Origin of the sequence: Acinetobacter sp. 809848 (assembly GCF_000581275.1) — a bacterium.
Classification (GTDB): Bacteria; Pseudomonadota; Gammaproteobacteria; order Pseudomonadales; family Moraxellaceae; genus Acinetobacter; species Acinetobacter pittii.
Genome location: NZ_JEXG01000024.1, coordinates 30,234 through 55,719 on the forward strand (window position 1 = coordinate 30,234; position 25,486 = coordinate 55,719).

Annotated in this window: 26 protein-coding genes, 1 tRNA gene and 2 pseudogenes; 14 read left to right on the forward strand and 15 right to left on the reverse strand. The window is 38.2% G+C overall.

Annotated features, from left to right (window positions below; translation table 11 throughout):
• Positions 1–137 precede the first annotated feature (137 nt).
• Together J536_RS17175 and J536_RS17180 are read right to left on the reverse strand one after the other, a co-directional pair.
• Complete coding sequence (locus J536_RS17175; protein ID WP_005070223.1) at positions 138–353, reverse strand: cold-shock protein; 216 nt, start codon at positions 351–353, stop codon at positions 138–140.
• A gap of 343 nt (positions 354–696) precedes the next feature.
• Complete coding sequence (locus J536_RS17180) at positions 697–1,629, reverse strand: lauroyl acyltransferase (RefSeq protein ID WP_032006555.1); 933 nt, start codon at positions 1,627–1,629, stop codon at positions 697–699.
• Between the two features lie 239 nt (positions 1,630–1,868).
• Here J536_RS17180 and J536_RS17185 point away from each other — a divergent pair, with 239 nt between their 5' ends.
• On the forward strand, positions 1,869–2,486 hold the full coding sequence (locus tag J536_RS17185; RefSeq protein WP_017399418.1) for a LysE family translocator: 618 nt from the start codon (positions 1,869–1,871) through the stop codon (positions 2,484–2,486).
• Between the two features lie 96 nt (positions 2,487–2,582).
• On the opposite strand, the gene J536_RS17190 is transcribed toward J536_RS17185, so the two are convergent.
• The 3 genes from J536_RS17190 to J536_RS17200 form a co-directional block, all read right to left on the reverse strand.
• Entirely contained in the window at positions 2,583–3,128 is a 546-nt protein-coding gene (locus J536_RS17190; protein WP_032063463.1) for a glycoside hydrolase family 108 protein, read from the reverse strand.
• Positions 3,129–3,158: 30 nt separating this feature from the next.
• On the reverse strand, positions 3,159–3,548 hold the full coding sequence (locus J536_RS17195) for a hypothetical protein (RefSeq protein ID WP_002119864.1): 390 nt from the start codon (positions 3,546–3,548) through the stop codon (positions 3,159–3,161).
• A 209-nt stretch (positions 3,549–3,757) separates the two neighbouring features.
• The gene (locus J536_RS17200) at positions 3,758–4,012 is read right to left on the reverse strand and encodes a hypothetical protein (protein WP_002119927.1); all 255 of its coding nucleotides are present in this window, start codon (positions 4,010–4,012) and stop codon (positions 3,758–3,760) included.
• A gap of 672 nt (positions 4,013–4,684) precedes the next feature.
• On the opposite strand from J536_RS17200, the gene J536_RS17205 reads away from it, so the two are divergent.
• Positions 4,685–5,356, forward strand: coding sequence for an XRE family transcriptional regulator (locus J536_RS17205; RefSeq protein ID WP_002119885.1), 672 nt, complete (start codon positions 4,685–4,687; stop codon positions 5,354–5,356).
• A 151-nt stretch (positions 5,357–5,507) separates the two neighbouring features.
• Here the strand turns inward: J536_RS17205 and J536_RS0104620 are convergent, their stop codons facing one another.
• On the reverse strand, positions 5,508–5,741 hold the full coding sequence (locus J536_RS0104620; RefSeq protein WP_002119938.1) for a hypothetical protein: 234 nt from the start codon (positions 5,739–5,741) through the stop codon (positions 5,508–5,510).
• Between the two features lie 175 nt (positions 5,742–5,916).
• Positions 5,917–5,993 (reverse strand) — tRNA-Met (locus J536_RS17210).
• Positions 5,994–6,248: 255 nt separating this feature from the next.
• Here J536_RS17210 and xseA point away from each other — a divergent pair.
• Complete coding sequence (xseA, locus tag J536_RS17215; protein WP_032063464.1) at positions 6,249–7,514, forward strand: exodeoxyribonuclease VII large subunit; 1,266 nt, start codon at positions 6,249–6,251, stop codon at positions 7,512–7,514.
• Positions 7,504–7,698 carry an exodeoxyribonuclease VII small subunit gene (gene xseB, locus J536_RS17220; RefSeq protein WP_002119890.1) on the forward strand — a complete coding sequence of 65 codons (195 nt, stop codon included), beginning with the start codon at positions 7,504–7,506 and terminating at the stop codon, positions 7,696–7,698. Before xseA ends, xseB begins: the two co-directional genes overlap by 11 nt.
• A gap of 253 nt (positions 7,699–7,951) precedes the next feature.
• Here xseB and J536_RS17225 read toward each other — a convergent pair whose 3' ends face one another.
• The gene (locus tag J536_RS17225; RefSeq protein WP_017481389.1) at positions 7,952–8,170 is read right to left on the reverse strand and encodes a hypothetical protein; all 219 of its coding nucleotides are present in this window, start codon (positions 8,168–8,170) and stop codon (positions 7,952–7,954) included.
• A 48-nt stretch (positions 8,171–8,218) separates the two neighbouring features.
• A complete protein-coding gene (locus tag J536_RS17230; RefSeq protein ID WP_005802640.1) occupies positions 8,219–8,812 on the reverse strand; it encodes a LysE family translocator in 594 nt (197 codons plus the stop codon).
• Positions 8,813–9,254: 442 nt separating this feature from the next.
• On the opposite strand from J536_RS17230, the gene J536_RS17235 reads away from it, so the two are divergent.
• Together J536_RS17235 and J536_RS17240 are read left to right on the forward strand one after the other, a co-directional pair.
• Positions 9,255–9,584 (forward strand): hypothetical protein, encoded by a 330-nt coding sequence (locus J536_RS17235; RefSeq protein WP_032063465.1) that lies wholly within the window; start codon positions 9,255–9,257, stop codon positions 9,582–9,584.
• Between the two features lie 459 nt (positions 9,585–10,043).
• The gene (locus tag J536_RS17240; protein ID WP_032063466.1) at positions 10,044–10,400 is read left to right on the forward strand and encodes a four-helix bundle copper-binding protein; all 357 of its coding nucleotides are present in this window, start codon (positions 10,044–10,046) and stop codon (positions 10,398–10,400) included.
• Between the two features lie 607 nt (positions 10,401–11,007).
• Here the strand turns inward: J536_RS17240 and J536_RS17245 are convergent.
• The 3 genes from J536_RS17245 to J536_RS17255 all read right to left on the reverse strand — a co-directional run bounded on the left by J536_RS17245 (position 11,008) and on the right by J536_RS17255 (position 14,391).
• Positions 11,008–11,415, reverse strand: a complete 408-nt coding sequence (locus J536_RS17245; protein WP_032063467.1) for a GFA family protein — start codon at positions 11,413–11,415, stop codon at positions 11,008–11,010.
• Between the two features lie 27 nt (positions 11,416–11,442).
• Positions 11,443–11,844 carry a Cu(I)-responsive transcriptional regulator gene (gene cueR, locus J536_RS17250; RefSeq protein ID WP_001020650.1) on the reverse strand — a complete coding sequence of 134 codons (402 nt, stop codon included), beginning with the start codon at positions 11,842–11,844 and terminating at the stop codon, positions 11,443–11,445.
• A gap of 75 nt (positions 11,845–11,919) precedes the next feature.
• A complete protein-coding gene (locus J536_RS17255; RefSeq protein WP_032063468.1) occupies positions 11,920–14,391 on the reverse strand; it encodes a heavy metal translocating P-type ATPase in 2,472 nt (823 codons plus the stop codon).
• Between the two features lie 166 nt (positions 14,392–14,557).
• On the opposite strand from J536_RS17255, the gene J536_RS17260 reads away from it, so the two are divergent.
• Positions 14,558–14,758 carry a heavy-metal-associated domain-containing protein gene (locus J536_RS17260; RefSeq protein ID WP_080776980.1) on the forward strand — a complete coding sequence of 67 codons (201 nt, stop codon included), beginning with the start codon at positions 14,558–14,560 and terminating at the stop codon, positions 14,756–14,758.
• A 49-nt stretch (positions 14,759–14,807) separates the two neighbouring features.
• On the opposite strand, the gene J536_RS17265 is transcribed toward J536_RS17260, so the two are convergent.
• Together J536_RS17265 and J536_RS25335 are read right to left on the reverse strand one after the other, a co-directional pair.
• Positions 14,808–15,767, reverse strand: coding sequence for a LysR family transcriptional regulator (locus tag J536_RS17265; RefSeq protein ID WP_017386346.1), 960 nt, complete (start codon positions 15,765–15,767; stop codon positions 14,808–14,810).
• Between the two features lie 44 nt (positions 15,768–15,811).
• Positions 15,812–15,941 (reverse strand): annotated as a pseudogene (locus J536_RS25335) (hypothetical protein).
• Positions 15,942–16,047: 106 nt separating this feature from the next.
• On the opposite strand from J536_RS25335, the gene benA reads away from it, so the two are divergent.
• The 7 genes and pseudogenes from benA (at position 16,048) to J536_RS17300 (ending at position 24,205) form a co-directional block, all read left to right on the forward strand.
• Positions 16,048–17,430 (forward strand): benzoate 1,2-dioxygenase large subunit, encoded by a 1,383-nt coding sequence (gene benA, locus J536_RS17270; RefSeq protein WP_032056610.1) that lies wholly within the window; start codon positions 16,048–16,050, stop codon positions 17,428–17,430.
• Positions 17,427–17,946: pseudogene (benB, locus tag J536_RS17275) on the forward strand (benzoate 1,2-dioxygenase small subunit). The gene benA and the pseudogene benB overlap by 4 nt, the downstream one beginning before the upstream one ends.
• A gap of 52 nt (positions 17,947–17,998) precedes the next feature.
• Positions 17,999–19,015 (forward strand): benzoate 1,2-dioxygenase electron transfer component BenC, encoded by a 1,017-nt coding sequence (gene benC / locus J536_RS17280; RefSeq protein WP_032056613.1) that lies wholly within the window; start codon positions 17,999–18,001, stop codon positions 19,013–19,015.
• 18 nt (positions 19,016–19,033) lie between these two features.
• Complete coding sequence (locus J536_RS17285) at positions 19,034–19,819, forward strand: 1,6-dihydroxycyclohexa-2,4-diene-1-carboxylate dehydrogenase (protein WP_032056614.1); 786 nt, start codon at positions 19,034–19,036, stop codon at positions 19,817–19,819.
• Positions 19,820–19,876: 57 nt separating this feature from the next.
• Positions 19,877–21,070 carry a benzoate/H(+) symporter BenE gene (gene benE / locus J536_RS17290; protein WP_032056615.1) on the forward strand — a complete coding sequence of 398 codons (1,194 nt, stop codon included), beginning with the start codon at positions 19,877–19,879 and terminating at the stop codon, positions 21,068–21,070.
• Between the two features lie 475 nt (positions 21,071–21,545).
• Positions 21,546–22,904: an aromatic acid/H+ symport family MFS transporter gene (locus tag J536_RS17295; RefSeq protein ID WP_032056616.1), complete on the forward strand. Its 1,359-nt coding sequence runs from the start codon at positions 21,546–21,548 to the stop codon at positions 22,902–22,904.
• A 44-nt stretch (positions 22,905–22,948) separates the two neighbouring features.
• Positions 22,949–24,205, forward strand: a complete 1,257-nt coding sequence (locus J536_RS17300; protein WP_032063469.1) for an OprD family outer membrane porin — start codon at positions 22,949–22,951, stop codon at positions 24,203–24,205.
• Positions 24,206–24,309: 104 nt separating this feature from the next.
• Here the strand turns inward: J536_RS17300 and J536_RS17305 are convergent, their stop codons facing one another.
• On the reverse strand, positions 24,310–25,416 hold the full coding sequence (locus J536_RS17305) for a beta-ketoacyl-ACP synthase III (protein WP_032004013.1): 1,107 nt from the start codon (positions 25,414–25,416) through the stop codon (positions 24,310–24,312).
• Positions 25,417–25,486 lie beyond the last annotated feature (70 nt).

The following is a 25,486-nucleotide window of genomic DNA, read 5'->3' on the forward strand; positions in this document are numbered from 1 at the left end:
TTGAAAGATAAGTTTAATTAAAACTTATAAAAAACCCACAAGATAGAGTGGGTTTTTAAACTCTTCTAAAGCGCTTTAGCCTTAAACATATTCTATTTAAATAATATATTCAAAACAACTCTAGTCGCTCTATGAAATTATGAATTCTGAAGAATCACAATATTTGAAGCTTGTGGGCCTTTTTTACCCTGTACTACAGTAAACTCAACACGTTGGCCTTCTAAGAGAACCTTAAAACCTTGTGTTTGAATATCGGTAAAATGAGCGAAAATATCCTTACCTTCATCAGCCGCAATAAAACCAAAACCTTTAGTTTCATTGAACCATTTTACTGTACCAGTAGAAGTAGACATATATTTATCCTAAATTTTAAAATATTATAACTTATTATTGGGGAAACCAATTTAACTAAAAAATAGACGTGAAAACTTAAATATCTGAATGAACCGAAGACTTATAAATAAAACTGCGAAATAGAAATTTATGATGACAAGAATATTTTGTTAGTTATGCTCGACTATACACACTTCAAAATCATTTGCAATCGATATTCAAAATAATTAAAGCAAGAAAAATTTTATAGTGTTGACTCAACATCTTTCATCTTGATTTCATTAAAGATCCTTTCAATTAAAAATCTAATATTCTATATTTTAATTGAAAGAAGTACTTTTAATTCTTGAGTTACTGACGCCATTAATAGAATTTCTGTTCACCAGCAGGGCGTGTTTTAAAGCGTCGATGAAACCACATGTATTGTGTAGGGGCAATGCGAATTTGGTTTTCAATAATCTTGTTTACCCTTTCAGCGTCACTGACTTCACAGCCACTCGGGAAATTTTCTAATTTAGGTTCTACTAAAACATGATATTGCGGATTACGAATATCACCACTACGGTAAAAATATAAAGGTACGGCTGCTGCTTTTGAGATATCCATTAGTCTGCGATGCGCTGTAACGGTAGCTGCCTGAATACCAAAAAATGATGCCATTACGCCTTGTTTTAAGCCAAAATCCTGATCTGGGCTATACCATATCGCATGCCCATGTTTAAGGTTTTGTATGAGTCCACGCATGTTGTCTCGAGCAATTTGGTTTTTATACACTCGCGCACGACTACGATGAATCAGAAAATCTAAAAACGGATTGTTTTGAGGTCGGTAAACCACGTCCATATTAAAGAATAAAGTACACGCCGCTCCACCTGCATCTAAAAGCGTACTGTGAGTACCTAATAAAAGTACGCCATTTTCCTGATTATTAGTTAAATTTTCTAAACCATCTATGTGGACACGGCTTTTAAACCAATTTGGGCAATACCAAGCATTGAGAGCTTCAAATACACCCGTTAAAGTATCAACAAAAACCTGTTTAGCTTTTGCCTCGATTTGCAAAGGTGTTTTTTCTGGAAAACATGCTTGTAAATTACGTAGTGTAGTTTTTCTTCGAGAACTTAAAGATTTCCACGCTATTTTTGATAGAAAATCAGCAAGGCGCCATTGAATAGCCCAAGGTAACATCGCAAATAACATTAGAATAAAAGCTAAAAACCATATACCCCAATATTTAAACGCTAAAAAGGAAAATTGAAACTCGCCAGATTTAAACTGCCGTTCATTTTTCGTCATACTATAGATTTCTTGAGGTATAGACTTAGCATACTAACATGCTCAATTTTTAACGTTGTGTGTTTATGTTGCTTTCACTTTTATAGTTTTATATGCCCTATTTATTTATATAAATCTACATTTTAACTATTTAATCTATTTAAGACTTAAATATACATAACCTTCTGTATACAACGATTATTTTCTCATTTAAAGTAATCGCACAATCTTGCCTCAATTGATAAATAGGATATATCAGCGTGAGCGGTCTTTTAGTATTTATAACAATAGCATTTCTTACCCTATTAAGCCCAGGACCGGGAGTTTTATTTACTGTCACAAATTCAATTAACTATGGTGTAAAAACTGCTTTGTTTGGAATAAGTGGGTTAATTATTGGTATGTTTGTGATCGCTGTAATTTCTGCCAGCGGTGTAGGACTTATTATTACTAGCAACCCTACTATTTTTACGGTTTTAAAGTTTATTGGTGCATTTTATTTAATGTATCTCGGATATAAAAACTTCACTAAAAAACTTGCAACCCAAGAGTTAATGACCGATCAACAAAAAGATAAAGCTGTAAGTAAATCTAAATTGTTTTATCAGGGCCTATTTGCATCTTTGCTTAATCCTAAAACAATCGTATTTTTTATCGCACTCTTCCCTCAATTTATTGATATCAAGAAAGAGATTTTAAATCAATTTTTAATTCTTTCTTTAACCTTTTGTTTTATTGGTTTTTTAATTCATTTAGTTTACGCAAACTTCTCTTCAATTTTTAAAGAGAAAATGTTAGCTGGAAATAATTTCACGATACTCAATAAAATTAGTGGTGCTATTTTCTTTCTACTTGCCATTTTACTTATCGCACAATAAAGCATTGCTCGACCTATTGTTTGTTAAAAAGCCTTAACTCGTGGTTAGGCTTTTTAACTCATTAGATCTTTAAACATGTTCTCTTCTAATACATTTTTAGAGTGTTACTCTGTTTAATATCCAACCATAAAAGAAATCTTCGTAGTTAGGGTTGTTCTCGGTAATTTCAATATAATGCTGCCCTTGCATAATATTTAAAATGCGCACGAGTACTTTTTCACCCTCTTTATTACGTCTATTTAAGTACGTAGCCAGTGCTTGCAAAGTAAGAGGTCCGTACTGGCCATCTACCACAAGATTTGACCAACCTTCCTTCCCCTGCTTATTCAGCAGATTTAAAGCACGTTGTAATAAAGGCTTTGTAAAATTGATGCCACAATTTATAGCTGTATCCAGTAACTCTTCTGCAATAGCTGGGCTAATCGCATTAATCTGGTCAAATTGGGGTTCAAGCCAGTATTTTTGCTTATAAATAGATTTAGCTAGGGCTAATGGCAAGTCTTGCATGTTGCCTTGATATCCGTTCGATCGAGCGACTGCTTCTGTAATACCAAATTTAGTTGCATGGCCATGATCTGATGGATGGTTAACATACCCGCCTTCTCGGCTGATAATTGTTTCTAAGTATTGATCAATATTCATTTTATTCTACCTTTATATTTAAAGCTGTATTTAGCTATTTTGAAGATCATCTTTTGCTTTTTTTAGGTCTTTGATGACCTCTACAATCGTTTTACCTTCTTGTTTATTGATGAAGTTAAATATCCATCTCACAATAGCCCAGCCTGGTAAACCACAAATGAAGAAGAATCCAGATAGGGTGATCATTCCCCAAATATCGGATACCCATTCATGCAGGTTCCATTTCATAATAATGAATGAGCCGCCTGTTAGGCTTGAAACTACGGTACAGATAAGAGCAACAATCCATTCTTGTGGAGAACGAGGAAAACGCATCATCAATACAACTGCGACAACTAAGCTGACTGCTAGAGCCACCATAATTGCAATACTATAAAAATTTAAAAATGTGGCTAACCCACTGCTAGAAACTGTTTCCATGACTTTGTCCTGCGCTAAAGGGTAAAACTTGAAAACTCATCACGTTGACCAGCTTGTGGTTTTCAATATTTATTAATCCCTTCGTTTTCTTTATTACAGTCAATAAAAAACACTAACGCTTTAAAGCAGCGCTAAATTGCAAGACGAACTTATCCTTGACCCCATTTATTTCAGGGGTCCGAGAAAGAATGTTTGTATGCTAAAGCCTGTTAGTGTGCACCGTTTAAGGCTTGTTCAATCAACTCAATCACTGTGATTGCACCAATCGCTTTTTGCATAGAGACTTGATCATCGAATTCGAATGCGTCATCTTCAAGCTCATTTACAATCTGCTTGGCCTCCTCAAGTGCCCTTTTTATTTTTTGTACCTTATATTTGTTTACGTCTTTGGCAATTGTCGGGATATACCCTCCACGTTTTGCATTTTTAAGTTGTTTAGCTCTGTTCTGCATTGCTGTAGTCATTCACTATCTCCAACTCAATGTACTCGTTAGTAAGGCGTCTTTATCGTTTGTTATTCTTGAGGTTTTGATACATTCTTTGAGCAATATAGCTAAGCTATGACTACAAATGTGTGTTCAAAACGTTTCATCTGGTACAACAATCATAAAGAACCCAACTATATGCAATTAAGCCACTAATTTATAAACAAATATTTCCTTTTCTAAAAATGTAAAAAAGTATTAAATTTTGTGGATTTAAGCTTTTTACACGCCTTAATTTTTTGACCAAAAAGTTCATATAAGGCTTTGCCGTATATCGGAAACTTTTGTTAGGTCTCACAATCTTTGTTAAATTCTTCATGTTCTTGATACCCTTTATCGACGAACATTAAGCCTGATCCACGGAATCGGGCTTTTTTTTATTCCAATTTTTGTTTTGATAGCCTGTTTGCAAATAATAATTGAGCTATCTCCCTTTATTCTGCCACCTGTAGAAACAAAATAAATTTAGCTTCCATCTCAAAGCTTTGATAAAGCGATAAATAGTGACTTAAGCACCACTTAAATTTTCTCTATTCATCTTGAGATATAACTGATATTATAACTATAGTTATTATTAGTCAATAACTATAGTTGTTTTACTCTATATAACTTAAGTTATATATTTGTTATAAGTTTACTGGTGTAACCATTATGGCTCTTAAAGACCGTTTAAAAGACTCTAGAATTAAAGCCAAAAAAACTCAGGCTGAAGTGGCAGAAGCTGTAAAGATGTCGCAACCTGCCTATCAGGCTTTAGAGTCAGGGAAAAATTTAAAATCTGCATTTCTTCCTTTAATTGCTCAATTTTTAGGAGTGGATGGTTATTGGTTAACGACTGGAAATACTGAAGATTCTTTTAGAGAAAGTGATGTATTTAGCCCGACTGTAGTAAGTGCAGAATCTACCGATCAATATGTCTGGATTGAAGTTGTAGAAGCTAACTTTTCTTGCGGGACAGGTGAATCTATTGAATTTCACTTTGATGCTATTAATGGAAAAATTCCATTCCCTGCTTCATTCTTTAAAGAAAAACGCGTTGCTCAAGAATGCATGCGTATTATTAAAGCTAAAGGCGATAGCATGACCGACTACATTAAAGACGGAGATTTGGTGGGTATTGATATCTCTCAAACAGAAGTCATTGATGGCGAGATTTATGCGGTTTACTTTGCTGGCGAAGGAATGATTAAACAGATTTTTAAAGAGGCAGATGGCTCTTTAATTTTGCATAGCTTAAATGAAAAATTTAGAGACCGACGTGTAACAGAAGAGAACGGTAAAAACTTTAAGGTTATGGGTCGCCAGTTTTGGCGAGCAGGCTAATTTAGTTATTAAATATAATTAAAATAATAATATGAGCTTTTTTAATCATTACAGCCTTTTATAACTTTAATTATTTATATAACCTGTAGACATAAAAAAACCTATCTCCTTTAAAAGAGATAGGTTTTCTCGCTTTATTACCATGGTTTTATCAACAATATGTATTTAAACGATAAAGTTGATTAAACCCGGCATAGAAGCTTTTACCATCTTGGTTTAACTCAATTTCTTCACCAGATTGAAGTTGAATTTTTTTACCAACTTCGACCCAACGATATCCATCGAGAGAGTTTTGTTTACGCACATGAGGAACAATCCTCACATTAATTTCGTTGCCATTTACGGCTGTGGCAATGTGCCACTCATTTACTATATTCACAATCATTCACTCATCACTGAGCTCATGTGATTTTACGGTATGTAATTAGAACGCTAGATTTAGGGTATGGACATTTCGTCTAGAATTTAATATTTAGCTTTATATAGGGTTATTTATAAGCTAATTGCTTTTCATAATTTTCGTATTATGAAAAGTGGTACATCACAGAGCATAATATTTTTGGATGCGGGAGTCGGATTTGAACCAACGACCTTCGGGTTATGAGCCCGACGAGCTACCAGACTGCTCCACCCCGCAATTGGAAGTAAGCTTTATACGCTCATATATTTTATAAAGCAAACTTTATTTTTTAATCGGTTGTAATTATTAACAATTCTCTTTTTATTATTTTTTCATTTTAACCGTTCAGTCTAAATTTACTTATCAATTTCAATTTTTAATTCTTTAATTTGTTGTATTTATTTTAAATAGAACCCGATATTCATAGACAACAATTGCCTTGGTTGGATGGCTTTTATACTATCTAGTTTGGCCCTTTAATTTTTAGTTCGTATGTCTGAACCTCAGTTTTCCCTTAGTGAATATCTCGGCACAGTTCAGGAAGTCATACGTGTGGCTTTTGATGAGCCAGTTTGGGTAAAAGCAGAAATTCGAAATTTAAATATTAAGGGCGGTCATTACTATTTAGAACTCGCAGAAAAAGATGCAGAGACTGATAAAGTTATTGCTAGCTGTAAAGCCACGATTTGGAAATTTTCAGCGAGTAAAATTGTTTTAAAGTTCGAACGTGAAACTGGGATTGAGATTTCGAGCGACTTAAATGTGCTCATCAAAATTAGAGCACGTTTTGATCCTCAATATGGATTTTCGGTCAACATCGAAGAGATTGACTCAAGCTTTACATTGGGTGAAATTGCTAAACGTTACCAGCAAATTATTGAACGACTTACTCAAGAAGGTTTAATCCATAAAAATAAACTTCTTCCCACTCCTTTTGATATTCAAAATGTTTTAGTCATTGCCCCTCAAAATGCTGCGGGCCTTGGTGACTTTAAAAAAGATGCAGATGCACTTGAGCGAAATGGGGTTTGTCATTTTGTGTATCACACCGCTACTTTTCAAGGAAACACGGCTGCAACCAGCTTGATTGAATCTTTAGGTTCAGGTTTAAGACAATGGGCCAGCACGTTTAGCTTTCCACCTGATTTGATTGTGATTATTCGCGGTGGTGGATCGGTGAATGATTTAGCTTATTTAAATGATTATGAACTTGCCGCTCTACTTTGCAAACGTAGTGTACCCATTTGGGTAGGTATTGGTCATGAAAAAGACCGTACTATTCTTGATGAAATTGCTCATCGCTCATTTGATACACCAAGTAAAGTGATTGCTGGCATCCGAAACCACATTGTTGAACGCGTCCAAGAAGCTGTAGATAGTCTGCAAACGATTAAGCTACTTTCTCAGCATCAAATCACGACCTATCAAAGCAAAAATGATCAACTGCTTCATCACATAAAATCTTCGGCACAGAGTCAGCTTAGCTCGGCACATCGTTTGCTTGACCAGATGAAAGAACGTATTCAGTTTAGCTCACAGCAACAAGTTAAATTTTCATTAGCTCAAATCGAATCTTTGATGAAAGAAATTCTTTTGCAAAACCCTAAACAGGTCCAAGCCAAGGGCTATGCAATTGTTAGATCCGAAGGAAAAGCGATTCGCTCTATACATCAGATTTCAAGCCCCGCTATTGCTATTGAGATGCAAGATGGTGTGGTTGAAGCCAACATTACACAGGTAATTCCAAATGAAGAATGAAGAGTTAACATTTAAAGATGGTCATGACATTTTGAAGAAAAATGCCGAATTACTTGAGTCTCAAGAAAGCCCGGATATCGATAATTTAATGAAAATTGTTGAAGAATCTATTACGGCTTATAAAGCATGCAAGTCACGTATTGAAGCCGTTCAACAAGCTCTAGATGAGACATTTAAAGAATAAAAAAAGCCCACTCCTACTTCTCATTGAAGGAATGGGCTTAGTGAAATCCACTTAATCCTGAAATGCAAAAATGTGGATTAGGTCACATTTTTACACAGGCATAGTCCCATAACCATTTTAGATGTTCAATATTTTAATTGTGTCTATACGTTAGTTTGGCTTAATTTTCACCATCTCTTAACTAAATGACTTCTATTAAGACCATACAAAACACAAACTTTACTCATGGTTATTGTTAAATTTAATTTAAGAGTTATTCCTCACTGAATGGACCAATTAACTGATAAATTTTGCCGTCTTTAGGGTTTTCATAGAGCAAATCCATATTGGGCAAAATAATATCGTCATTAATTTCAATATGTTCAACACTTTTATGAAGCTCAAGCACGTGGTCATTCATGGGTCTAACTTTTGCCAAAGCAATTGATTCTTTATCAAACTGATCCTTGATAATTACTTTTAATCTTGTCATGAAAATCTCCTGAAAATTAAATTTTTTAATATAAATAAAGGGTTAAGTTTAAAATGAGCTAATCGCAGAATAGCCGATTGGCATCGCAAAAAAAGTTAAAATAAATGCAGCCGTACGTTGTAAATTACGTTGGTTTAACCAAGTTACTTTGTTTGAAATTAATACGGTTCCAAAAGCAATCCATAAAAATGCAATGGGTGTAATTAATGATAAAAAAATAGCAATATGCACAAAATAAACGTGAAGCACTTCCCATGCTGCATGTGGAAAAATAGCAGAAGCAAAGAGTAAAGCTTTAGGATTTAAAAGTGTTGCAACAAATAAAGCCTTAGGCGTAATTAGTGGGCTGTCTAATTTGATATCATTTGTTGATGTTATCCAAAGTTTAAATGCAAGGTAGAGAATAAAAGTTGCACTTATTAACTTTAATAAGGCAGGAAGCCAAGGGATAAAATGTGAAACTGACTCAAGCAAAACACCCCATGAAGTAATTGCAATGAGATAACCCATCACTTCAGCAGGAATAAGTTTAAGAGACTGCTTCACCCCTGCTTGTATTCCAGCCGAGGCTAACAATGTATTTGTTGGGCCTGGAGTCAACAAAATGGTGACCACAAGTCCAATAAACATAAATGACACCATAGGCAACGAACTCTTTAGTTATGCTAGGCGAAATATGTCAAAAAGGAATATCTATTGTCGACATAATGGTTGTAACAAGAAATATTGAATTTTATTTTTTTAATTTTAAAACAAATAATTAACTCCACCTGACTACAAATTCACTTACTATTTCAATAATTTTAAATATGCAAAATCGATCACAGAAACATAGAATAAGCGCTATTTTTTATGCTCGCTAAACCATTAAATCAAGCTTTTTTTTCACAGAAAAATAAGCCGTTATTTTTAATATTTAACCCTTATTTAGCTTATTTAATAAACGCTTTTTTCTGACTTGAAATTTGAAAATTGATCAATATATAAACAACTAGAAATCGTGATTTTACTGAATATGATGTCCCGTTCCCCATCAATTCTTTGATTGTCGCTTTCATCAAATAAATCAGATGATGGAGGATGCATGATGAATGCTTATGTTCGCCCTCATCCAGATGGTTTTAAATCTTATTTAGGTAAGAATCAGAAAACCGGACTCTACATTGTGCGAGTAGGTTGGACGGTTTATGAAATGAATGGCAATGGCTCTGTGCTGTACATTGTTAAGAATGAAGATACGATTCCATTGGATGTAGAAAAGTTTAAAACTGTCCGCCCCAAAATTTATGCTGCTCTTCTAAGTGAAGTTCAGTTTCAACGCAAGAAACAACTCGCGATTGATCTCCAGCAATCAAACATCCCTTCTTATGACCGTAAAGCCTACAAAAAAAGGCGTGGCTTTATAGACTCTTAAGTGAAGGCATTTACTTTAAACTCATATAGAAAAAGCACCCTCAGGTGCTTTTTCTTTTAACGACCAGTTGTAATTAATACGAGCATACTCAGTATTAAAGTGCTTAATGATCGTTTGCAATGTATGTGGACTTCATGCTCAGCTCCGTGAGCAAATTGATTAACGTTTTCCATTTCGTGTGCCCTTAAAGTTCACACTGATAATTTGCCCAATTTTCACACAATAAGAAATTAGCCAAAAGTATTATATCGAATCAAATTTTAAATCTAATGCTAGGCAGGTAGTTTTGAAATTTATAACTGAAGTAGCTAGATGTAACATTCTTATACGAGGTTAAGCCCTATTGAGCGTTTGTAGACCTTTCATTTCAAACTCACCTAGCAAAGAAATGATTTTATAAAATGAAAAGAGATAACAATATTCTGTTTTTTAATAATAGTCTTCGACAGGAGAACTTTTATGGAAACTCAACAAGAAACCAACTCTTCTTTATTTTGTAATGCCTCTACCTCAATTCAAGCATGTATTGAATGTATGATTGCCTGCAAAACATGTGCAGCTGCATGTTTGCAAGAAGAACATGTGCACATGATGCGTGACTGTATTAAGCATTGCATGACATGTGTAGAAACCTGCCAACTTTGTACGTCTTTAGAACTAAGAAACTCTGAACTAGCAGAATCAGCCATGCAACTTTGTGCGAACGCTTGTCAACTTTGTGCAGCAGAATGCAGTAAACATGACCACGAACACTGCCAAGTTTGTGCTAAAGCATGTCTTGCTTGCGCACAAGCTTGTCTGGCATATCGCTCCTAAGTGGTATTCACAACTTTAAGCCTACGCAATCTTTAGATCGTAGGCTCATTAAAATTTTTAAATAACTATAGATTAGGTATTTTTTATTTAAATTGATTACATCTTTTACTTTTTTACAGGCATAAAAAAAACCCGCATCTTGGGGAAAATGCAGGCTCTTAGATCTCCCACAACGACCATGAGTTCATTATTAAACTTGAACTTTAAACCGTTAACCAAATGTACCCTTAATAAAAACAAATTGCAATACAGAAAAGTCTGTATATTTGAAATATTTTATTATTTTTACATTACTTTTTCATAAATAGTTTAAAAGTATAAGATATTTCCAAATAAGAAATATCTTTTTTACAGGCATTAAAAAAGCCCGTTTCACGGGCTTTTCTGCAACGGTGAGCAATGTAAGCGTTGTGTCTATCCAACTCTTGTTTGCTCTTTGCTAGCTATATGTAAGGTTTTATCGTATCTTTTGCCCTGTCCCAAGTTTCCCTGTGGAGCGAGGAGATATTACGATTACCTTAGGTACAGTTATAGCACATTATTTATTCATGACTAGTCTTGTTCACGTTTTTTTACAAATGAACAAAATACGATCTAACCTTAATATTTAAGGGTTTTCTACCCCATTTGGATATTGGCGAGCGTCATCACAAATTGGATACCACTTCACTTGTGAATTGACAAAAGCATGAGAGATGACTGGCGTCGATATTTCTTCATTAATAAGTCCAACCCTCAGGCGTACCACTTCTAGCTTATCTAGACGTTCACTCCAGATCGGTGAACCGCAAGTTTTACAGAACACTCTCTTTTTGTTTGGAGAAGCAAAATACGCTTGCAAAAGATTTTCACCCTGTACAATCTCTAAATCGCTTTTTTGTACTTGAGTGATGGCAGCAAAAGCAGCCCCTTGTGCTTTTTGGCATTGCTTACAATGACAAACCATAATGGTGTTCAACTCAGCATTAATGCTGAGTTGAACACCATTACAAAGACAAGAAGCTGTATAAATCATGATTTTACCTTTTTATTTTTATGGGATTTAGCTTACACCCACCCCTTTTTCAATATGATCTAAAATGGCACAAGAAGCCTGTTGATCGCCACAGCAATCATCGGCAGAAGCCTGCAAAATATTAACCATTTCTTGTAGGTGTGCAATTTTTTGCTTTAATTCGGCAATGTGTTTGACGGTTAGGGCTTTCACCTCTGCACTATGCCGATCAGTATTTTTCCAAAGTGAAATAAGCTCTTTCATCTGTTCAGATGAAAAACCTAACTCTCGAGCATGCTTTAAAAAGTTTAAAGTTTTAAGGTCTGTTTCTGAATAGATGCGATAGCCAGAAGCAGAACGCTGAGCTGCTTCAAGTAAACCGATTTCTTCATAGTAGCGAATCATTTTCGCCGAAATGCCCGAATGTTTGGATGCCTGACCGATATTCATCTCACACCTCAAATATTAAATTTGGTTTAAGACCTGCTGTCATGATCTTAAACCAAAAGTTGATTTTCAGCACGCTTACTCTACTGGCGCATGAAAGCGTTTTAAGCGTAATGCATTGCCTAAAACAAAGACCGAAGAAAGTGCCATCGCGCCTGCTGCAAACATTGGCGAGAGTAAAACGCCAAATGCTGGATATAGCGCACCTGCTGCAATTGGAATTAGGGCTACGTTATATACAAATGCCCAGAACAGGTTTTGACGTATGTTCCGCATGGTGGCTTTACTTAATGCAATTGCATTCGGCACGCCTTTTAAACTACCTGACATCAGCACAACATCAGCTGCTTCGATGGCAACATCTGTTCCTGTACCAATAGCTAAACCGACATCTGCTTGTGCCAAGGCTGGTGCATCGTTAATACCATCACCAACAAAAGCTAAGCGCCCATACTGTTTTTGCAGTTGGCGGACTGTGTCCACTTTGCCCTCGGGTAAAACCTCTGCCACAACTTCATCAATGTTCAGCTTTTTGGCAATTGCTTGCGCCGTATGACGGTTGTCTCCTGTAATCATGGCAACCTTGAGACCTAATTGATGCAAGGCCTCAATCGCAGCATAGGTTGTTTCTTTAATTGGGTCTGCCACGGCAATAATTGCAGCAAGTTTCTGATCAATAGCAACGTATAGCGGTGTTTTGCCTTCTTCACCTAACTGAGCAGCAATCGCTTGGAAAGAGTTGGTGTCTAAACCAAGTTGGTGCATATAACGGTCTGCGCCAATTTGTACTTTTTGACCTGACACTTCAGCTTCAATACCTGAACCTGTAATCGAGTTAAATGCTGTTACTGGTAATAAAGTTATTCCCTCGCCCTCAGCAGCCTGAACAATAGCGAGAGCAATTGGGTGTTCAGATTTGGCTTCAACCGAGGCAACCAAAGTAAGTACTTGCTCACGTTCAAAACCAGATTGCACATTAAAGTCTGTCAGTGTTGGTTTGCCTTCAGTGAGCGTTCCAGTTTTATCAACAGCAACCACCTGCGCTTCTTGTAAAAGCTGCAAAGCTTCGCCTTTACGGAACAAGATACCGAGCTCAGCACCACGTCCAGTACCGACCATAATCGAAGTTGGCGTTGCAAGCCCCATCGCACAAGGACAAGCAATTATCAGTACTGCAACGGCGTTGACCAAACCAAAAGTCAGCGCAGGCTCTGGCCCAAAGATAAACCAGACCAAGAAAGTAATTGCAGCAATTAACATGACAGCCGGTACAAACCACATGGTGACTTTATCGACCAAGCCCTGAATTGGAAGTTTAGAACCTTGGGCTTGTTCAACCATGCGAATAATTTGTGAAAGTACAGATGAGCTACCCACTGCGGTTGCCCGAATGTTTAGAGTACCGTTCTGGTTGACTGTACCACCGACCACCTGATGTCCTACTATTTTTTCAACAGGAACAGGTTCACCCGTAATCATAGATTCATCAATGTAGCTATGCCCTTCAATCACTTCACCATCGACAGGTACACGTTCACCCGGACGAATTTCTACAATAGTTCCACTGACCACGTCGGCAACAGCAACTTCCACCACTTGACCGTCACGCTGAATACGAGCAGTTTTTGGCTGCATTCCCACTAAATGTTGAATCGCTTGTGAAGTACGCCCTTTAGCTTTAGCTTCAAAATATCGTCCGAGCAAAATTAAACTGACAATAACGGCAGCCGCTTCAAAGTAAACATTGACCGTGCCTTGTGGTAACACATGCGGCATAAAGGTTGCTACGACCGAGAAACTGTAGGCAGCCAAGGTTCCAACTGCCACTAGAGAGTTCATGTCTGGCGCTAAACGCCATAGGGCTGGAATCCCTTTTTGGTAAAAACGGCGACCTGGAAAAACGAGAACTAATGTAGTCAAAGCAAACTGTAAAAGCCAGCTATTGTATTGACCAATCGTGTCCATGATCCACATGTGAAAAGCTGGAATGAGATGTGAACCCATTTCCAGGATAAACACAGGTAAGGCTAACACAATCGAAATGATCAAATCTTTTTTAAGCTGATCTAATTCTGACGCTTTTTTGTCGAGCTGCTCATCTTGATTTTTTTCAGATGCTTTCGCGTCATAACCTGCTTTTTTAACAGCACGAATTAGGTCTTCAACATTGACTGATGCATCTGCTTGTACCCAAGCCTGCTCTGTTGCTAAGTTAACCGTAGCTTGTTGAACGCCGTCTACTTTTTTAAGGGCTTTTTCTACACGTGCAACACAAGATGCACAGGTCATACCCTCAATAGATAACTCAACTGGCGAAGCTTTAGGAACATCATAACCTGCTCGTTCAACTGCTTTAACCAGTGCTTCACGCTGAATCGGTTGATTTGAATAAACAACCGCTTTTTCTGTTGCCAAGTTAACGTTGGCAATCTCAATATTTTCAACTTTCTTAAGTGCTTTTTCGACACGTCCTACACAGGAGGCACAAGTCATGCCTTCGATTGGAAGTGTTTCACTATATGCTGGCAATTTTGTGGTTTTTGAGTCCATCAAACACCTCTACAAATCTGCAAAATTTAATATTCTGTATTGAGCATACAGATTCCCATCATGGGAAGGTCAAGCATATTTTTTTAAAAATTTGGTCTTGACCTTACAATCATGACAAGGTTTAGACTCAGTGTTATCCAAACAAACATCTCATTCTTGATGGAGTATGAACATGAAACTACTTATTGAAAATATGACTTGTGGTGGCTGCGCTCGTGGTGTGACTGCAACGATTCAGGACGTCGATCCAAATGCAAAAGTAGATGTAGACTTAGTGACCAAAATCGTGACTGTTGAAAGCAGTGAAAGCGTCGATAAAATTACCGAAGCACTTGAAGAAGATGGTTTCCCAGCGAAAGTGCAATAAAATATAAAACTGCATAGCTTCATCCTTTGAGGCTATGCACCTCCTTTATTTAAAAGTCGATACCATTTGAATCATCTATCGGGTTCTGATCGAGTGTAAAGACAGTCCGTTGATAAGGTATCCCTTCTAAGTCATAAACCTGATAAATACAATCAAACAGTGACTGTAAATCTTCACTTCTGTCCATTGCCCGTGCTGTAATAAAAATTGGGCTGACCGCGCCGTTATCTAAAATCGGAATATAGTTTAAGTGTGGAAATCGAATGGTATCGGCACTTGCCGGAATAATACAGATCCCTTCTCCCGCTGCCACTAAGCCCAAAGCCAGTTGAATTTCTCGTATTTCATGCATATTTTTTGGAACCAAACTATGCTCGGCAAAAATATTTAAAAGCTGGGTCGAAAAATTGGGTTTCGGTGAAGTGGGATACATAAACATCTTTTCATCAATCAAGTCAGCTAGATATACCCCTTCCGTGCGCTGTGCAATTGGATGGCTGGTATGTGCAGCAACTACCAAACGCTCTTTACGTAAAAGAATTCGTCTCACAGCAGGATCACTAATTCTTAAACGCCCGAAACCGACATCAATACGTCCTTCTTTTAATGCCTGTAACTGTTCGGTTGTACTTAACTCCATAAGCTGAATATTCAAATGAGGTTGTTGTTGGCGAAATAAATAAATGATTCGAGGTAGCAAACCATAGAGTAAAGACCCAACAAAACCAATGGTCATACTTCTTTCGATGAGACCAATACGCTTGGTCATACTTTTTATTTCTTCAGCATTCGACAAAAGTTTAACGGCGTGCTGGTAAAAGAAATGCCCTGCTTGTGTAGTTTGTAAAGGACGGCTTCCACGCTCAAACAGTTGAATGCCAAGCTCGCTTTCCAGATTTTGAATCTGTCGACTCAAAGGTGGTTGAGCAATAAATAGTTTTTCGGCTGCCTTTGTAAAGCTCTGCTCTTCAACAACCGCCACAAAATACCGTAAATGTCTTAGTTCCATAAGGCTTCCATACCTTTAAGATATAAAAAAATGCAAATTCAGTCTTAGACACAGTTTAACCATTCTTTTAAGGTATATACAAGCAACAAACCGATGAAGTGATGAATTGCTTTGTGAACAAGCCTTCTTGCCAATCTTCCAGTTATTCATCTTCATCAATTCACGGTTAAACACCCAGCGCACTCATGCGCTTCATTGACAATATTAGGATATCAAGACCTTTTAGACCGTAGCTAAGGCCTTGGTGACTTCCACACTTTTGGAAAGTCGGAGAACGGACATGCCACGTATTCCTGTAATCAATACTAGCCATCTTGACCGTATTGATGAATTACTTGTCGATAATATCGATACAGGTGAATTTAAACTTCATCGCTCAGTGTTTACTGACGAAGCCCTATTTGACCTCGAAATGAAATATATCTTCGAAGGTAATTGGGTTTACTTAGCACACGAAAGCCAAATTCCAAATAATAATGACTACTACACCACTCACATTGGTCGTCAGCCGGTCATTATTGCCCGCAACCGTAACGGTGAATTGAATGCCATGATCAATGCGTGTTCACACCGCGGAGCACAACTTTGCCGTTACAAACGTGGTAATAAAGCAACGTATACTTGCCCTTTCCACGGCTGGACTTTTAACAACTCAGGTAAATTGCTTAAGGTTAAAGATCCAAGTGAAGCAGGCTATTCTGACTGTTTTAACCAAGATGGCTCACACGACCTTAAAAAAGTGGCTCGTTTTGAGAGTTACAAAGGTTTCTTATTTGGTAGCTTAAATCCCGATGTTCCTTCACTTGAAGAATTCTTGGGAGAAACCACCAAAATCATCGACATGATTGTTGACCAGTCTGAACATGGTTTAGAAGTTTTACGTGGTTCATCTACGTATACTTATGAAGGCAACTGGAAACTCACCGCTGAAAATGGTGCCGATGGTTATCATGTTTCTGCTGTTCACTGGAACTATGCAGCAACAACTCAACACCGTAAAGAAACTCAAGCTGCCGATAACATTCGTGCCATGAGTGCAGGTTCTTGGGGTAAACAAGGCGGTGGCTCGTATGGCTTTGAAAATGGCCACATGTTGCTTTGGACACAATGGGCAAACCCAGAAGACCGTCCAAACTTCCCGAAAGCAGACGAATACACCGAAAAATACGGTGAAGCGATGTCGAAATGGATGATTGAGCGCTCACGTAATCTTTGTCTCTATCCAAATGTTTATTTGATGGATCAGTTTGGTTCGCAAATTCGTGTACTTCGCCCACTTTCGGTTAATCGAACTGAAGTCACCATTTACTGTATCGCGCCTAAAGGTGAAGCACCTGAAGCTCGTGCACGTCGTATCCGTCAATATGAAGATTTCTTTAATGCCTCAGGCATGGCAACACCAGACGATTTAGAAGAATTCCGTGCTTGTCAGGCAGGCTATGCAGGGATTGCACTTGAATGGAATGACATGTGCCGCGGTTCAAAACACTGGATTTATGGACCAGACGATGCAGCGAACGAAATCGGTTTAAAACCAATGTTAAGTGGGATTAAAACTGAAGATGAGGGACTTTATCTTGCCCAACATCAATATTGGTTACACACCATGAAACACGCGATTGCATCAGAGAAAGAAATTGCTGATCAGGGAGAAACAGCATGAGCACTCAAGACAAAGCAACTTTAGAAAATATTGCTCAGTTTCTCTATTGTGAAGCTCGCTTTTTAGATGATGAACAATGGGATGACTGGCTTGAATGCTATGCACCAGAAGCTTCTTTCTGGATGCCAGCTTGGGATGACGACGATAAATTAACTGAAGACCCGCAATCTGAAATTTCACTTATTTATTATCCAGACCGTCAAGGTTTAGAAGATCGGGTGTTCCGTATCAAAACTGAACGCTCATCTGCAACCATGCCGGACACACGCACAAGCCACAATATTGCCAACGTTGAAGTTCTCGATCGCGACGGCGACAAAGTTACTGTTCGCTTTAACTGGAATACTTTGAGTTTCCGTTACAAGACAAATTACAGCTATTTCGGTATGTCACGTTATGTGATCGATTTTTCAGGTGATCAACCAAAAATCTTGAGCAAGTATGTCGTTTTGAAAAATGACTACATCAATCAAGTGATTGATATTTACCACCTTTAAGACATACCCCCTCAGCTAAACGGACTGTTGGCTGAGGGTAAAAGTTTCAAATATTTTGTAGGATACATGCCATGTCAAACCACAATATCGCACTTCAATTTGAAGATGGTGTTACACGTTTCATTAACGTAGCTCAAGGCGAAACCCTATCTGACGCAGCCTATCGCCAAAAAATTAATATTCCTTTGGATTGCCGTGATGGTGCATGTGGAACTTGCCGCGCATTTTGCGAGTCCGGTAGTTATGACATGCCAGAAGAAACCTATATTGAAGATGCATTAACCCCTGAAGAAGCTGAGCAAGGTTATATTCTTGCTTGCCAATGTCGCCCAACTTCCGATGCGGTATTCCAGATTCAGGCGTCGTCAGATGTTTGCAAAACAGAAATTCATAGCTTCCAAGGTACATTAGCTCGCGTTGAAAACTTATCAGATTCAACCATCACGTTTGATATTCAACTTGATGAAGGCCAACCGGATATTCATTTCCTTGCAGGTCAGTATGTGAATGTTGCAATTCCTGAAACTGGCGAAACCCGTTCATATTCATTTAGCTCAAAACCGGGCAATCGCTTAACGGGCTTTGTGGTCCGTAACGTACCGAACGGTAAAATGAGTGAATTCTTAAGTAAAAATGCTAAAGCCGGTGACAAGATGACATTTACCGGACCATTCGGTAGCTTCTATTTGCGTAATGTAGCGCGCCCAGTGCTGATGCTTGCAGGCGGTACTGGCGTTGCCCCATTTATGTCGATGTTACAAGTGCTTGAAGAAAAAGGTTCAGAACAACCTGTTCGTTTAGTCTTTGGCGTCACCAATGACTTTGATTTGGTTGCTCTAGAAAAACTCAATGAGTTACAGGCGAAATTCCCATGGTTTGAATATCGAACTGTGGTTGCAAGCCCTGAAAGTAACCATGAACGCAAAGGCTATGTCACTGGTCATATTGAAAGTGAATGGTTAAACGGTGGCGATGTTGATGTTTATCTATGTGGCCCGGTACCAATGGTAGAAGCTGTACGTGGCTGGTTAGAAACTGAAAATATCAAACCTGCTAATTTCTTGTTTGAAAAATTCTCTGCGAATTAACAGGTGGAGAAGTTATCTATGTCAAACCGTCAAAGATTTACCGATAAGGTCGTGATTGTTACGGGTAGTGCTCAAGGCATTGGTCGTGGCGTGGCACTACAAGTAGCGGCTGAGGGTGGACAAGTCGTCATGGCTGACCGCTCTGAATATGTTGAAGACGTTCTTAAAGAAATTCGGAGTGCAGGTGGTGATGCCGTCACGATTAATGCTGACCTAGAAACCTATGCAGGCGCGCAAGCAGTAGTTGCAAGAGCCATTGAACATTATGGTCGGATAGATATTCTGATTAATAATGTGGGTGGTGCGATCTGGATGAAACCTTTTGAAGAGTTTTCCGAAGAAGAGATCATTAAGGAAGTAAATCGCTCGTTGTTTCCAACGTTATGGTGTTGCCGTGCTGTGTTACCTGCCATGATTAAGCAACAATCGGGGGTGATTGTAAATGTGTCTTCAATTGCAACCCGTGGTATTAATCGTATTCCCTACTCGGCATCTAAAGGTGGAGTAAATGCTTTAACGGCATCGCTTGCTTTTGAACATGCTAAAGATGGAATTCGAGTCAATGCTGTTGCGACTGGTGGAACCGAAGCACCACCTCGGAAAGTACCACGCAATGCCAATCCATTAAGTCAAAATGAAAAAGACTGGATGCAGCAAGTAGTTGATCAAACAATAGATCGAACATTTATGAGCCGTTATGGCACAATTCAAGAACAAGTCAATGCAATTTTATTTCTTGCATCAGATGACGCATCGTATATGACGGGATCGGTCATTCCGGTCGGAGGTGGAGATCAGGGTTAACCCTGATCTTTTTGCATGATTGGGTAAATAACATGATTTGCATGGAGGCAATCACACATGGCAACCCTGTTAAAGACGTTAAAAAATGACTGGTCCATATCAGCAACAGTTGCTGGCTTTCTTGCGGTTTTAATTTCTTACTCAGGCCCACTGATTATTTTTTTCCAAGCTGCTCAGCGTGCTCATGTGTCCACCGATATGATGGTGTCATGGATTTGGGGAATTTCAATTGGTGCCGCCGTTTCAGGTATTTATCTTTCAATTAAATATAAAACTCCTGTCATAACCGCATGGTCTGCACCGGGCACTGCCCTATTAGTTACCCTATTTCCAAACGTCTCGTTGAATGAAGCAGTAGCCGCCTATATTACTTCTGCCATTGTTATTTTTTTAATTGGTGTTACAGGTTACTTCGACAAATTACTAAAGTGGATTCCGCAAGATGTCGCTGCAGGCATGATGGCGGGTATTCTTTTTCAATTTGGTATTGGTCTATTTACCGCGTCTGATAGCATGCCTTTTATTGTCTTTAGCATGCTTATTGTCTTTTTAATTGCCAAACGTTTAATGCCGCGCTACACCATGATTTGGGTGTTAGCTGCAGGAGTTTTATTAAGCCTCATTTTGGGCAAAATGAATCCGGTTGATGTGAGTTTTAGTTTAGCTATTCCACAGTGGATTAGCCCAGAATGGACATGGAACTCAACATTGAACCTCGCCGTTCCTCTCATTTTAGTCAGTCTAACCGGCCAATTTTTACCGGGTATGGCGATTATGAAACTCAGCGGTTACGATACCCCAGCCAAACCCATTATTACTGTCACTAGTATTGCCTCTTTAGCTGTTGCCTGCGTCGGTGGTATTACCATTGTGCTTGCCTCAATTACCGCCGCTTTATGTATGGGCAAAGATGCACATGAACTGAAAGAAAAACGCTATATCGCAGGAATTGCCAATGGAATTTTTTATATTTTAGGAGGCTTATTTGCTGGCAGTATTGTCATGCTATTTAGCTTACTTCCTAAAGAGTTGGTTGCAGCATTGGCAGGTTTAGCCTTGCTTGGAGCAATTGCCACCAATATTTCTGTTGCCATGAAAAATGACAATCAACGTGATGCTGCACTTATTACCTTTTTAGCCACGGCATCAGGCATGCATTTCCTTGGATTAAGCTCAGTTTTCTGGGGAATTTGTATTGGTGTAATCGCACATTTTATTCTCACACCACGATCAACGCCAACTACAAATTAAGTTTTTTATCTAAGCGCCCGCCACTAAAATAAAACCTCAACCGCCACATCAGGATGCAAATAATTCGCTAACCCTGATTTGGCGATTTTATTTAATATAAATTAAATTTCATTTTTAAGATCAATTTCCAAAATAATTAAATAATAGACTTTAGTATTTTTTTTATATTTCCACCTCAATTTTTAATATAAATTTAGCAATATTTTCAAGCGTGATTCTCATCAATAAAATCTATAAAAAAGTATCTATAAAATCCTTAAAATTCTCACTATACAATATTTAACCCTATTTTAAAGACACAACAAAGCCAACTAGAACAATAAAAATAAATACATATTTTTCAAATAATTAAATCAATAAAAGTACAATACCTTAAAAACATAAAGATATATCAATTAGGTTTTTGACTCTAATCAAATAACAAAATAGTTTATTAAAAAATAACGCGATACTTCACAAATTGGAGGTGAAGAAAATGGATACGAGCAAGGTTAATATTAATGAGTTAATTGATAAAGCCAGTTTTACATCTTTTCATTGGAAAGTTTTAATCTGGTGCTTACTTATTATTATTTTTGATGGATATGATTTAGTTATTTATGGAGTTGCTCTTCCTCTGTTAATGCAACAATGGTCATTAACTGCGGTAGAAGCTGGGTTACTCGCCAGTGCTGCGCTATTCGGGATGATGTTTGGTGCCATGATTTTCGGCACGCTTTCAGACAAACTGGGACGAAAAAAAACCATCCTGATTTGTGTCACCTTATTTAGCGGATTTACCTTTATGGGTGCCTTTGCCAAAGGACCAACAGAGTTTGCTATTTTGCGCTTTATCGCAGGTCTTGGGATTGGTGGCGTTATGCCAAATGTGGTCGCACTTATGACTGAATACGCACCAAAAAAAATCCGCAGTACATTAGTCGCAATCATGTTTAGTGGCTATGCAATTGGTGGCATGACCTCTGCACTACTCGGCGCATGGCTTGTGAAAGATATGGGCTGGCAAATCATGTTTTTAATTGCGGGTATTCCCCTATTGCTGCTCCCACTCATCTGGAAATTTTTGCCAGAATCTCTTGCCTTTTTAGTGAAATCTAACCATGGCGAACAGGCAAAAAGTATTGTGAGTAAAATTGCACCTCAAACTCAGGTAAACGCCAATACTCAACTGGTATTAAACGAAAGCACAACAACAGATGCACCTGTCCGTGCGCTTTTCCAGCAAGGCCGTACCTTCAGCACATTTATGTTCTGGATTGCTTTCTTTATGTGCTTACTCATGGTGTATGCCTTAGGAAGCTGGTTACCTAAACTCATGCTACAAGCGGGCTACTCATTAGGTGCAAGCATGTTGTTCCTGTTTGCACTCAATATTGGCGGCATGGTCGGTGCAATTGGTGGCGGTGCTTTAGCAGACAGATTCCATTTAAAACCTGTTATTACGATCATGTTCATTGTCGGATCAGCAGCTTTAATTCTGCTTGGCATTAATAGTCCACAATTTATTTTATATAGCCTGATTGCGATTGCTGGTGCTGCCACCATTGGTTCGCAAATCTTACTCTACACTTTCGTTGCACAGTTCTATCCGACAGCACTTCGTTCAACTGGCATGGGCTGGGCATCCGGCATTGGTCGTATTGGCGCGATTATTGGACCAGTTTTAACTGGAGCCCTACTCACACTTGAGCTTCCTCACCAAATGAATTTCTTAGCGATTGCAATCCCTGGCGTGATTGCTGCACTTGCAATATTTATGGTCAATCTCAAAGCCTCAGTTGCTGCACAAACGCCATCAACTTTTAACCCTCAAAACACGCTTACCCAGCAGTAAATTAAATGCGCCGAGGACTGGCGCATCTTTTTTGGAAATGGATTATGGAATTATTTCACCGTTTTAAACCAAACACTTTAGCCGTTACCACTTTATTACTGATGTGCAGCAACTCATGGGCCGCAAATCCAAATCAGCAGCCCGAAGATGAATGGAAGTTCACGCTAAAGAATGCCTATATCAATCGTAATTTTGATAATGATGCACTCAAAGATACGGGCAGTTGGTCTCAGGCAGCATCGCTATTTTATAAGTCGAAAATGCATGACACCCCTCTGCAAATTGCAGACAAGCCTATTACCATTGGCGCAGATGCTTCTGTTCAATACGCCGTTCGCTTGAGTTCAGACAAACATGTTGCGGACACAGTTTTGCCTTTTAATAAAGAAACTCAATCACAAGCATCTGACTTTTTAAAATACGGCGCAACTTTAAAATTAGGTTATGACAAAACCCTTTTAAGTGTCGGTGAACTCTGGTTAGACCTGCCTGTAACGGCTGTGGATGCGAGCCGACAATTACTTGCTTCATATTGGGGAACCAATCTTAAGTCGCAACTTTCAGATCAGCTTTATGCAGAAATTGGTCGGGTTGAAAAAGTATCACCACGAAATGAAGAAGATTTTAAAAAGTTTTCTTTTACAGCGAACGGCATTACCAAAGAATCTGATGGTTTAAATTACATAGATCTGCGCTATCAATTCACGCCGTCTTTAAAGGGCGAATATTATTTTGGTAATTTAGAAGACCTCTACAACAAACACTATGTTGGACTTGAGCATAATTGGAAACAACCTAATTTTGCCCTGACCTCTAAGTTTAAGTACTTTAATGCAAAAGATGACGGCAACACCTTTGATATTGATGCTCGAAACATTGGAGTGCTAGAAACACTTAAAGTAAAAAATCATACCTTTGGTTTGGGTTATCAACAGATTATCGGTGAGTCGGCTTACCCTCTACCAGATGGCTTTTTACCAGAGACCTATTTCATTAACTGGAATGCTACTGGTTTCTTTAAAGAAGACGAAAAGTCTTACCATGTGATGTATGGCTATGACTTTAAAGATTATGTTCCGGGCTTAAATACAATGGTTAAATATGTCTATGGCCATGATTTTAAAGCGGCCAATGGCGAAAAAAATTATGAAACTGAGTCGAATGTAATTTTAAACTATGCGTTTCAACAGCCATTCTTAAAGGGTGTTGCCCTGCAATATATTCGTATTGATTACAACGTTAAACACGGCAATGACTTTGGTGAAGACCGCTTATTTGTAAACTACACCAAAAAGTTTTAATCATTTTTGATTCAATTGAAGCGGGTCAATTTTGGCCTTCTTTTTTATATTATTTCGCTCATAAAAAAACGCTCTTACGAGCGTTTTTTTATTAACTTTGCAACTTAAGCAACGTGCTTTTGTACAACAATCGAACCTACTGAATAACCAGCGCCGAAAGATGAAATCACGCCATATTCGCCATCATCCACTTCGTGGCCTGTACGATGTAAAGCAATAATCACACCTGCTGATGAGGTATTGGCAAACTCATCTAAAATAATAGGCGCTCGGCTTAGATCTGCCTCTTTACCAGCCACATATTTCAAGATTAATTCATTCATGTTGGCATTGGCTTGGTGTAACCAAAAACGCTTGATATCGTTTGCAGTTAACTGCATTTTTTCTAACTGCGCATTAATGATTTTTGCCACAAGTGGACAAACATCTTTAAATACTTTGCGGCCATCTTGACGGAATAATTTGTCATCAACTACCGCATCTTCACTACGGTTTAAGAAACCAAAGTTATTGCGAATGTTGTTTGAAAATTGAGTAAATAAATGAATATCTAAAATTTCAAAACCAGTTTTAGTAGTGGTTTCTTCAATAATAGAAGCCGTTGCAACATCACCAAAAATGAAGTGACAGTCACGGTTACGATAGTCCAAATGACCAGAAGTAATCTCAACGTTCACCAATAAAACACGGCGAGCACCCGAACGAATTGCATCTGCTGCTTGTTTCAAACCAAAAGTGGCAGCTGAACATGCAACGTTCATGTCGTAGGCATAACCTTGAATGCCAAGTGCCGACTGAATTTCAATTGCAACTGCTGGATAAGCACGCTGCATGTTTGAACATGCCAAAATCACAACATCGATATCTTCAGCAGTTACGCCTGCATTTTCCATTGCCTGTTTCGCAGCAATGACGCCCCACTCTGCTTGAAGTGAAAGTTCATCATTTGAACGTTCAGACAAACGAGGACGCAAACGATTTGGATCGAGAATACCCGATTTTTCAATCACGTAACGGCGCTTAATACCAGACGCTTTTTCAATAAATTCAGCACTAGAACCACGTAACTCTTCTAGCTCACCTGCTGCAATTTTCTCTGCATTCTCTTGGTTATATTGTTCCACATAAGCATTTAAACTGTCGGCCAGTTCTTCATTAGAAATGATTTCTGTTGGGTGAAATAACCCAGTACCTGTGATACGAATGCCCATGTAAAACTCCTAAAAAAATGAATAGGGTCTGTTAATCTTTCATTTATAAATTGCGTTGTAGGCTAAACAA

Bases quoted from the DNA above. Each gene is read 5' to 3' on its own strand.
- J536_RS17175 (WP_005070223.1), bottom strand. From the start codon at position 353: ATGTCTACTTCTACTGGTACAGTAAAATGGTTCAATGAAACTAAAGGT.
- J536_RS17180 (WP_032006555.1), bottom strand. From the start codon at position 1,629: ATGACGAAAAATGAACGGCAGTTTAAATCTGGCGAGTTTCAATTTTCC.
- J536_RS17190 (WP_032063463.1), bottom strand. From the start codon at position 3,128: ATGAATATTGATCAATACTTAGAAACAATTATCAGCCGAGAAGGCGGG.
- J536_RS17195 (WP_002119864.1), bottom strand. From the start codon at position 3,548: ATGGAAACAGTTTCTAGCAGTGGGTTAGCCACATTTTTAAATTTTTAT.
- J536_RS17200 (WP_002119927.1), bottom strand. From the start codon at position 4,012: ATGACTACAGCAATGCAGAACAGAGCTAAACAACTTAAAAATGCAAAA.
- J536_RS17205 (WP_002119885.1), top strand. From the start codon at position 4,685: ATGGCTCTTAAAGACCGTTTAAAAGACTCTAGAATTAAAGCCAAAAAA.
- J536_RS0104620 (WP_002119938.1), bottom strand. From the start codon at position 5,741: ATGATTGTGAATATAGTAAATGAGTGGCACATTGCCACAGCCGTAAAT.
- xseA (WP_032063464.1), top strand. From the start codon at position 6,249: ATGTCTGAACCTCAGTTTTCCCTTAGTGAATATCTCGGCACAGTTCAG.
- xseB (WP_002119890.1), top strand. From the start codon at position 7,504: ATGAAGAATGAAGAGTTAACATTTAAAGATGGTCATGACATTTTGAAG.
- J536_RS17225 (WP_017481389.1), bottom strand. From the start codon at position 8,170: ATGACAAGATTAAAAGTAATTATCAAGGATCAGTTTGATAAAGAATCA.
- J536_RS17230 (WP_005802640.1), bottom strand. From the start codon at position 8,812: ATGGTGTCATTTATGTTTATTGGACTTGTGGTCACCATTTTGTTGACT.
- J536_RS17235 (WP_032063465.1), top strand. From the start codon at position 9,255: ATGATGAATGCTTATGTTCGCCCTCATCCAGATGGTTTTAAATCTTAT.
- J536_RS17240 (WP_032063466.1), top strand. From the start codon at position 10,044: ATGGAAACTCAACAAGAAACCAACTCTTCTTTATTTTGTAATGCCTCT.
- J536_RS17245 (WP_032063467.1), bottom strand. From the start codon at position 11,415: ATGATTTATACAGCTTCTTGTCTTTGTAATGGTGTTCAACTCAGCATT.
- cueR (WP_001020650.1), bottom strand. From the start codon at position 11,844: ATGAATATCGGTCAGGCATCCAAACATTCGGGCATTTCGGCGAAAATG.
- J536_RS17255 (WP_032063468.1), bottom strand. From the start codon at position 14,391: ATGGACTCAAAAACCACAAAATTGCCAGCATATAGTGAAACACTTCCA.
- J536_RS17260 (WP_080776980.1), top strand. From the start codon at position 14,558: ATGAACATGAAACTACTTATTGAAAATATGACTTGTGGTGGCTGCGCT.
- J536_RS17265 (WP_017386346.1), bottom strand. From the start codon at position 15,767: ATGGAACTAAGACATTTACGGTATTTTGTGGCGGTTGTTGAAGAGCAG.
- benA (WP_032056610.1), top strand. From the start codon at position 16,048: ATGCCACGTATTCCTGTAATCAATACTAGCCATCTTGACCGTATTGAT.
- benC (WP_032056613.1), top strand. From the start codon at position 17,999: ATGTCAAACCACAATATCGCACTTCAATTTGAAGATGGTGTTACACGT.
- J536_RS17285 (WP_032056614.1), top strand. From the start codon at position 19,034: ATGTCAAACCGTCAAAGATTTACCGATAAGGTCGTGATTGTTACGGGT.
- benE (WP_032056615.1), top strand. From the start codon at position 19,877: ATGGCAACCCTGTTAAAGACGTTAAAAAATGACTGGTCCATATCAGCA.
- J536_RS17295 (WP_032056616.1), top strand. From the start codon at position 21,546: ATGGATACGAGCAAGGTTAATATTAATGAGTTAATTGATAAAGCCAGT.
- J536_RS17300 (WP_032063469.1), top strand. From the start codon at position 22,949: ATGGAATTATTTCACCGTTTTAAACCAAACACTTTAGCCGTTACCACT.
- J536_RS17305 (WP_032004013.1), bottom strand. From the start codon at position 25,416: ATGGGCATTCGTATCACAGGTACTGGGTTATTTCACCCAACAGAAATC.